The 433-nt window shown below is 71.6% G+C and carries 1 protein-coding gene and 1 pseudogene; both read right to left on the bottom strand.

Translation table 11 applies throughout. The annotated features are described in order from the left end of the window. A pseudogene (locus tag GVL52_RS32235) lies at window positions 1-322 on the bottom strand (hypothetical protein); the annotation flags it as partial. A 7-nt stretch (window positions 323-329) separates the two neighbouring features. Further along, window positions 330-425, bottom strand: a complete 96-nt coding sequence (locus GVL52_RS32230; protein WP_244619349.1) for a DALR anticodon-binding domain-containing protein — start codon at window positions 423-425, stop codon at window positions 330-332. Window positions 426-433: the final 8 nt, after the last annotated feature.

The raw sequence follows: 433 nt of genomic DNA, 5'->3' as shown, positions 1-433 counted from the left end.
GGGTGGACGCGGCCGCCACGGCAGCCGATGCCGCGGGCGTGCTCGCCGGTGCGGGCTCGACACCCGCCACGGCCGGCGTGCTGGCCGCCGGCGTGACCGGGCGCGCCGGGTTCTTGCCGTAGAGCGGCGAATTCGGGTCCCAGTTCTTGTTGCGCTGGGATTCGAGGGCATCCTGGTCGGAGCCGCGCGCGCCACCCTTGTTCAGGAACGGCACGGGCACCTTGGTCACGTAGACCGCCACGGCGAGGGCGACGCCCAGGCCCACGACGATCCCCAGGATGAAGCCGACGGCCGAGCCGCCGCGTTGCTGCTTCTGGTTCATATGGGGTTCACATTCTGGCGGGCGCATCGACGCCCAGCACCTTCAGGCCATTGTGCAATACCTGCGCCGTGGCGGCGACCAGCGCGAGGCGGGCGCGCTTCACCGCCTCGT

It is taken from the genome of Rhizobium sp. 18055, assembly GCF_902706285.1.
Classification (GTDB): domain Bacteria; phylum Pseudomonadota; class Alphaproteobacteria; order Rhizobiales; family Rhizobiaceae; genus Rhizobium.
Note: the sequence above shows the minus strand (reverse complement) of the source record. Positions and strands in the feature narration are given on the sequence as shown.